The sequence below is a fragment of the Rhodococcoides kyotonense genome, from assembly GCF_900188125.1.
Classification (GTDB): domain Bacteria; phylum Actinomycetota; class Actinomycetes; order Mycobacteriales; family Mycobacteriaceae; genus Rhodococcoides; species Rhodococcoides kyotonense.
This window is the reverse complement of sequence record NZ_FZOW01000010.1, coordinates 251,575-258,919: the sequence shown is the minus strand read 5'-3', so window position 1 is coordinate 258,919 and position 7,345 is coordinate 251,575. Positions and strand designations below refer to the sequence as shown.

Annotated in this window: 9 protein-coding genes; 7 read left to right on the top strand and 2 right to left on the bottom strand. The window is 64.4% G+C overall.

Annotated features, from left to right (window positions below; genetic code table 11):
* Both CHB96_RS18125 and CHB96_RS18120 read left to right on the top strand, forming a co-directional pair.
* Positions 1-948: HNH endonuclease signature motif containing protein (locus tag CHB96_RS18125; protein WP_141136504.1), on the top strand; the 948-nt coding region annotated here is incomplete at its 5' end.
* A gap of 169 nt (positions 949-1,117) precedes the next feature.
* Entirely contained in the window at positions 1,118-2,188 is a 1,071-nt protein-coding gene (locus CHB96_RS18120) for a S1C family serine protease (RefSeq protein WP_089248721.1), read from the top strand.
* A 1-nt stretch (position 2,189) separates the two neighbouring features.
* Here the strand turns inward: CHB96_RS18120 and CHB96_RS18115 are convergent, their stop codons facing one another.
* Positions 2,190-2,570: a VOC family protein gene (locus CHB96_RS18115; protein ID WP_089248719.1), complete on the bottom strand. Its 381-nt coding sequence runs from the start codon at positions 2,568-2,570 to the stop codon at positions 2,190-2,192.
* A gap of 88 nt (positions 2,571-2,658) precedes the next feature.
* Here CHB96_RS18115 and CHB96_RS18110 point away from each other — a divergent pair, with 88 nt between their 5' ends.
* The 5 genes from CHB96_RS18110 to CHB96_RS18090 are packed head-to-tail and all read left to right on the top strand — an operon-like array spanning position 2,659 to position 6,163.
* The gene (locus CHB96_RS18110) at positions 2,659-3,636 is read left to right on the top strand and encodes an LLM class F420-dependent oxidoreductase (protein ID WP_176444355.1); all 978 of its coding nucleotides are present in this window, start codon (positions 2,659-2,661) and stop codon (positions 3,634-3,636) included.
* 39 nt (positions 3,637-3,675) lie between these two features.
* Entirely contained in the window at positions 3,676-4,299 is a 624-nt protein-coding gene (locus CHB96_RS18105) for an AIM24 family protein (protein ID WP_281254427.1), read from the top strand.
* Position 4,300: 1 nt separating this feature from the next.
* Complete coding sequence (locus CHB96_RS18100) at positions 4,301-5,008, top strand: AIM24 family protein (RefSeq protein ID WP_089248713.1); 708 nt, start codon at positions 4,301-4,303, stop codon at positions 5,006-5,008.
* A gap of 10 nt (positions 5,009-5,018) precedes the next feature.
* The gene (locus tag CHB96_RS18095) at positions 5,019-5,762 is read left to right on the top strand and encodes an AIM24 family protein (RefSeq protein ID WP_089248711.1); all 744 of its coding nucleotides are present in this window, start codon (positions 5,019-5,021) and stop codon (positions 5,760-5,762) included.
* Positions 5,763-5,785: 23 nt separating this feature from the next.
* Entirely contained in the window at positions 5,786-6,163 is a 378-nt protein-coding gene (locus CHB96_RS18090) for an Rv0313 family protein (protein WP_089248709.1), read from the top strand.
* On the opposite strand, the gene CHB96_RS18085 is transcribed toward CHB96_RS18090, so the two are convergent.
* Positions 6,144-7,310: a macrolide family glycosyltransferase gene (locus CHB96_RS18085; protein WP_217899962.1), complete on the bottom strand. Its 1,167-nt coding sequence runs from the start codon at positions 7,308-7,310 to the stop codon at positions 6,144-6,146. The two genes, CHB96_RS18090 and CHB96_RS18085, sit on opposite strands and share 20 nt — an antisense overlap.
* Positions 7,311-7,345: the final 35 nt, after the last annotated feature.

The window sequence follows — 7,345 nt, the reverse complement described above, 5'->3', positions numbered from 1 at the left end:
TTCGGTCATCAGGACGAGTGTGGGTTGTCGACGATGAGCGGGGTGGTCGATGCGGAGTTGCGGGCGTACATGGAGGCGGTGTTCTCGAAGTTCGCCAAGCCCGGCAAGTGCAACCCTGCGGACGACAAGCCCGACGTCGACGGACCCGACGACGACCCGGATGACGACAATCCCGGCGACGACGCCGACAGCGCTGGCGGCGGGCAGGAGGGGCCGACGCTGTTCGATGACCCCGATGACGACGCTGATAGGTCGGAGACATCTACGTCGGAGAAGGCTCAGGCCGAGGTCGATGCCGAGCTCCGGGCTGTGCGTGATCTCCGGGGGCAGGGGCGACGTCAGCATGATGCGTTGAAAGTCGTGTTGCGGCAGATGTTGGCGTCGGGGAAGCTGGGGCAGCATCGGGGTCTGCCGGTGACGGCGGTGGTGACGATGACGTTGAAGGACCTCGAAGCGGGGACCGGTCATGCGTTCACCGCGACCGGTTCGATGGTGAAGATGCGCGATGCGATTCGGATGGCCTCGCATGCGCATCATTATCTGGTGATCTTCGACAACGACGGGCGGCCCCTGCACCTGGGCCGGTCGAAACGCCTGGCGTCGAAGGATCAGCGGATCGTGTTGATGGCTGCCGATCGTGGGTGCAGTCATCCGGGGTGCAGTCGGCCGGCGACGTGGTCGCAGGTGCATCATGTGAACGAGTGGGCGAATGGTGGTTGCACCGATATCGAGGATTTGACGTTCGGGTGCGATCAGCATCATCGGCTGGTCGGCCCGAACGATACCGACTGGGCGACAACGAAAGCCGGACCCGAGCACCAGTATCCTGGTCGGACGTTGTGGCATGCACCGGCGACGGTCGACCCCAGTCGACGCGGGCGTGTCAATCATTATCACCACCCGGGTGAGTATCTCGACCCCGAACGATCCGGCGCCCCGCCCACCTGACCCGAGGGCGGCACCTGAACAGGCACCTGAATAGACACCTGAATAGACACCGTGAGCGGCACAGAAGCACCACCTGTGCCGCCTACAGTGCTGCGCACAAGGCCTCCCGAAGACAATCGGATAGCTCGGCTCTAGCCAGGACGCCCCGCTGACGCAATAATCGATCTTCATGCAGGCGGCTGGCAGGGCGGCACTCCTCGTCGTACTGACTGCTGCCGCGTCGGTGTTCGCGGCTCCGCTCATGCCAGGCGTGCTCGACGCACCTCCACCGCCCCCGGTCGTCGCGGCACCTTTGCCGCCGCCACTCACCCCGGAACAGCTGTCGATGCAGGTCGACCCGTCCGTCGTGACCATCACCGCCGAGTGGGGCACCTCCGGAATCGCGGGCACCGGATTCGTCGTCGACACAGCCGGGCTCGTACTGACCAACTTTCACGTCATCGAGGCAGCCACCGACGTTACCGTCACGGGCAACAACCTGATCTACGACGCGTCGGTGCTGGGATACGACAAGACCCGAGATCTTGCAGTCCTGCAGCTGGATTCGGCAGCCGATCTACCGGTCGCCGCGATCGGGCGTTCCGCTGACCTGACAGTAGGCGATGCAGTGACGGCCATCGGAAATGCGTCGGGCGCAGGCGTTCTCGTACCGGCGCCGGGGTCCATCGTCGCGCTCGACAGGACCGTCACCGCGCAGAGTTCCCTCGACGGTTCACGCAACGAGCTGACCGGAATGATCCAGATCGATGCCGACGTCCGAGCCGGTGACTCCGGAGGGCCGCTCGTCGACGCGTGGGGCCAGGTCATCGGTGTCGACGCTGCGGGCCTGTCCGACGAAGCACGGCTCACACAGGCTCCCGAGGCGTACGCGATTCCGATCGATGCTGCCATGGCCGTCGTCGACCAGGTTCGTGAAGGTCGTTCTGCAGGAACGGTTCACGTCGGCCCGACACCGTTCCTGGGCGTTCAGGTTCGCGACGTGTCGGCCTGGAACGCCAACCCGTCACAGGGGGCCGCGGTCGTGGGAGTGGAATACAACTCACCCGCCGAGCGGACAGGTCTCGTACGCGGTGACGTCGTCGTCTCGTTCGACAGCAGGCCGATCCGCTCGTCCGACGACCTTGCCGCCGAGATGGTGGGACGCCGACCCGGCGAGATCGTCCGACTCGAGTGGGTGACGTCGCAGGGCATTCGCCGCACGCAGATGGCAACTCTCGAAACCGGAAGTCCCACAGCGTGAATCAGGCTTCGAGCACCGACAGTACGTTGCCCGCCGGATCGGTGAACCACGCGATCAGCGGACCGCCGCCGCGAAAGATCCCACGCTCGTCGGTACCCATGTCCGGATACTGCTGAAAGACAATTCCTTTCGATACCAAAGCGTCCACAGCAGCCGTGATGTCGGCGACGGGGAAGTTCAGAATCGTGTACGGGGCGGGTTTGTGGTGGGGCCGGGGATAGATCAGCACCTCGCAGGCATCACTGAGCCGTAGATGGATCAACCCCATCTCACCGTCGACGACGGTCAGTCCGAGGATATCGGCGTAGAAGGTCCGGGCTGCCTCGATGTCGTCGACGGCGAATCCGGAGAACGGTGGTCGGGTCAGTTCGAGTGTCGGCATGAACTCATGGTGCACCTCGTCGGTGCTCGTTGCCACGCATCTCGCACAAGACACGCATCTCGCACAAGAAAGGGCTAGCCTCGACGAGGTGACTATTCGTCTCGGTTACCAGATGCCCAACTTCAGCTACTCGGGTTCCGTGAAGGAACTGTTCCCCACGGTCATCGCGCAGGCGCGCGAGGCGGAAGCAGCAGGATTCGACACTGCATTCGTCATGGACCACTTCTACCAACTCCCCGGAATCGGCAAGCCCGACGAGCCGATGCTCGAGGCCTACTCGGCGCTGTCGGCACTCGCGACGGCGACCGACACCATCCAACTGTCGGCGCTCGTCACCGGAAACACCTACCGCAATCCGGCGATCCTCGCCAAGACCGTCACGACGCTCGACGTCGTCAGCGGCGGCCGTGCGATCCTCGGAATCGGCGCGGGCTGGTTCGAGTTGGAGCACAACAGCTTCGGGCTCGAATTCGGCACGTTCACCGATCGATTCGAGCGCCTCGACGAGGCCCTGCAGATCATCGAACCGATGCTGCGCGGGCAGCGTCCGACGTTCGACGGCCTCTGGTATCAGGTCGAGGATGCCATCAACGAGCCGCGCATCCGCGACGACCTGCCGATCATGCTCGGCGGCGGAGGCGAGAAGAAGACGTTCGGCTTGGCTGCTCAGTTCGCCGACCACCTCAACATCATCTGCAATGCAAGCGAGTTGCCACGCAAGATCAAGGCTCTCGAAGCACGCTGCGAAGAGATCGACCGTGACCCGAAGGACCTGGAGACGAGCTACCTCGCCTTCGTCATACTCGACGAGGACGGTGACAAGGCTCGGCAGCTGCAGCACGACTACCTGCTGTCCACCGGTGTCGACCTGTCGAACCTGACCGACGACGAGAAGGCGGCAGCAACGGATCGCCACTTCTGCGGAACACCCGACGACGTGGCCGAGCAGGTGAAGACACGCGTGCTCGACAAGGGCGTCGACGGCGTCATCATCAACCTTGTCACCAACGGCCATCAGCCCGGAATCGTCGAACTCGCTGGAAAGACGCTGAAGCCGCTCGTCTGACACCTGGCACGGGGGAACCGCGCGTGGCATAGTTCCCCCGTGGCTCAGCTGACAACGAACGGGCACCGAGTGCTCGTCGCGAATCTCACGGGTGATTCGCTGCGTGCGATATCGGGATCGATGGTTGCGTACGAGGGCGACGTCGCGTTCAAGCACGCAGGAATGGGCGGCGGAGGCGGATTCCGAGCAGCGTTGAAACAGAAGGTGACTGGTGAATCCCTCTCTCTCATGGAGGTTTCCGGGCAGGGCACTGTCTACTTCGCCGTCGACGCGCAGGACGTCACGATCGTCGAACTGTCCAACGATTCGATGCACGTCGAGGCATCCCAGCTTCTTGCGCTGACGGGTCAGCTCGAGACCGAGGTCAAGTTCTCCGGCCTGAGGGGGGCGTCGTCGGGACAAGGGCTTTTCACGACGGTAGTCAGCGGCTCCGGCGCCGTCGCGTTGCTGTCCGAGGGAGGGCCGCTCATCGCGCTCGCCGTCGATCCGCAGTATCCGCTCGTCGTCGATCCCGATGCCTTCGTTGCGCATCGCGGCCCGCTGAGCCAGAGCTTTGTCACCGACGTGACCTGGCGTTCCGCCATCGGCGGCGGCAGCGGTGAGGCGTTCTCGCTCCGTTTCGACGGCCAAGGCGTCGTCTACATCCAACCCGAGGAGCGCTGACGTGCCGCTCGAACTCGTCAACAGCAAGGTCGTCAAGACGAGCCTCGCCCCGGGCCAGAATGTGTTGGCGCGCAAGGGCGCGATGCTCTACTACACCGGCGACGTCCACTTCATCCCCCATTCGATGGGCGGATCGGCGGCAGGAATGCCCGGCGGGCAGGCCGGAGGCCGGTCGGGTGTCACAGTGGGTGGAGTCGCGGGAATGGCCGGGCGGATGATGTCCGGGGAACACGTCGCGATGATGGCCGCAGAGGGTCAGGGCGAGGTCTTCTACGGCCACGCAGGTCTGTACGTCGAGGTCATCCATCTCGACGGGTCGTCGCTGTTGACCGTCGAAGCAGACCGCCTCCTCGCACACGACGGCTACCTGCAGAGCTCGGTCGTCGCACTGACGTCGCAAGGCGGTGTTCGTGGTGCCGTCCGGGGAGCGATGACCGGGCAGGGCTTGTTCACCACCCAACTCAGCGGCCAGGGAAGCGTCGCGGTCCTGTCACATGGCGGCGCGATTCCGCTGCAGGTCGGCCCCCAGCACCCACAGGTCGTCGTCGATCCGCAGGCGTATGTGTGCCACATCGGCAACATCCAGGTCGATATCTCCGCCAACGTGGGCTGGCGCGACGCCGTCGGCCGCGGCAGCGGTGAAGCCATGCAACTGAAGATGACCGGCGTGGGCACCGTCTGGGTCCAGGCGTCCGAGCAGAAGTTCTGAGGCACCGACTATGAGCACAGAGATCCACACCCCGTACACGCTCCCGGTCAACGACAACGTGCCCGGCAACGACTACGCCTTCTGCGTCGAACTGGCCGGTCAGCCGTGGTTCACGTCGAAGGGCGCGATGATCGCGTACTACGGCAACGTGCGGTTCGAGCCGCTCGGGCAGACGTCGATGCCCGCCATCGTTGCGGCCCGGTTCAGCTCGCCGCTGTACTCCAACGACTGGGTCCTCGCGCAGGGGCAGGGCAAGCTGATCCTGGGCGACCGTGGATTCAACATCAATTCGTACGACCTCGACGAAGGCAATCTGACGATCCGCGCGTCGAACCTTCTCGCATTCGAGCCGACGTTGGATCTCAAGCAATCGATCGTGCCCGGGTTCCTGACGCTGCTCGGCACGGGCAAGTTCCTGGCGTCGTCGAACGGGCAGGTCATGTTCGCCGAACCGCCACTGCGTATCGATCCGGAAGCGCTCGTCGGATGGGCCGACTGTCCGTCGCCGTCGCATCACTTCGACGCAGGCTGGATGCAGAATTTCCTCGGTGCGGCGCGCGGATTCCTGGGCGCGAACAGCGGCGAGGAGCGACAGTTCGACTTCACGGGCGCCGGAACCGTCCTCATCCAGTCCAGCGAGAAGGTACTGGACGACGGCCATTTGCTGCGTCATATCGAGTCGCAGACCGTCACGCTGGGGCAGAACAGCCTGCGGTCGCTGCACAACACCATCGGGTCGCAGCTGCAGCAATAGCGCAACAGGCGCACACTGGAGAAATGACCAACAACGGACCATCCGGACCATTCGGAATCGACCCCGAGGACTTCGATCGCTTCGCGAAGGAGGCGAGCGACGGCATCCGCGACGTCGTCGATCAAGTAGGCAAGTTCATCGGACAATCGGGCGGGGGCACGCCGTGGGGCGCGTTCTTCGGTGAGACGCCTGCCCGGCCCGCACCGGAACCCGAAACGACGGGCGCCAGAGGCGACGGCGTGTGGGCCATCTACACCGTGTCCGACGACGGGCCTGCTCTCATCGACCAGCTGTACGCCACCGAACTCGATGCGCTACGTGCTCACAAGGACAACACCGACCCGTCGCGCAGGGTGCGGTTCCTGCCCTACGGAGTGAGCGTCAGCGTGCTCGAAGACTAGCTTCGACGGCGTCTGCCGCTTTCTCGATGCCGCCGTGTGCGCGGATGTCAGCGCTGATCTCGGCCAGCCGCGCAGCGATCTCCGGTGAATCGGCGACAGTGTCGACGGCATTTCGAAGAATCTCGGCAGTGGCATCGCTATCTGCGAGCTGCACCCCGACGCCCAACTCTTCGAGCATGGCAGCGTTCCCGAACTGATCGACCGCTTGCGGGATCGCGACGGTCGGCACCCCGAACCACAGCGCCTCGGTACATCCGCCCATTCCGGCATGCGTGACGAACGCCGACGCGGCCGCCAACACCGCCAGCTGCGGAACCTGTTGGTGGACTTCGATGTTCGACGGGACGTCGCCGAGCGATGCCGCGTCGACTCGGTAGCCGATGGACATCACCACATGCCAATCCGAGTCCCGGAACGCATCGATGCACTTCCTGTAGAAGTCCGGGCGCTCGTTGAACCCGGTGCCGAACGAGACGAGCAGGACCTTGTCATTGGCCGGCGGGGCCCAGCACCGATCCGCCAGGCGCGCTGGGTCGAGGCACGGACCGACGAACTGCACCGACGCGGGAACACGATCAGCGTTGGGCTGCATCGCTTTCGGGATCAACGACAGCACGTCGGACGGGTGCGAGATCCAGTCCCACGGATCGGCATCGATACCGTTGTCCTGCAACCATGTCGCGTAGGTGTCGCGGTAGTCCACACCCGACGGCGACTGCCTGATCGACGTCAGGACCTCACCCATGTCGTCCTCGTATCCGTCCCACGCGACATACGTCGGCGAAAGCTGCACTGCAGCAACGTCGTAACGCCGACCGAGAACGGGCGCGGCGAGGCCCCCGATGTCGTAGAGAAGCAGGTCCGGGCGGTTCGCGTCGTAGAAGTCGGTGAGAATCGGGAAGGATCGAAGCGCCTCGTCGAGAAACACGCGCATCGCCGACGCCGGATCCTCGGGCCAGTCCTCTTCCCCTCGAGGCAGTATCGAGTCATACGAAATAACCTGCACACCAGCAGGTTCGACGGCGTCGCGCATGGAAGCGCCGACCGCGTAGGTGACACGATGCCCGCGTCGGACCAGCTCGGCGATCAGGCCGAGCGACGGATAGATATGGCTCGGCGCGGTACAGCCGATCATCGCGATGTGCACTCGTCGACGTTAACCCGCCGCCGTGTCCGATTCCA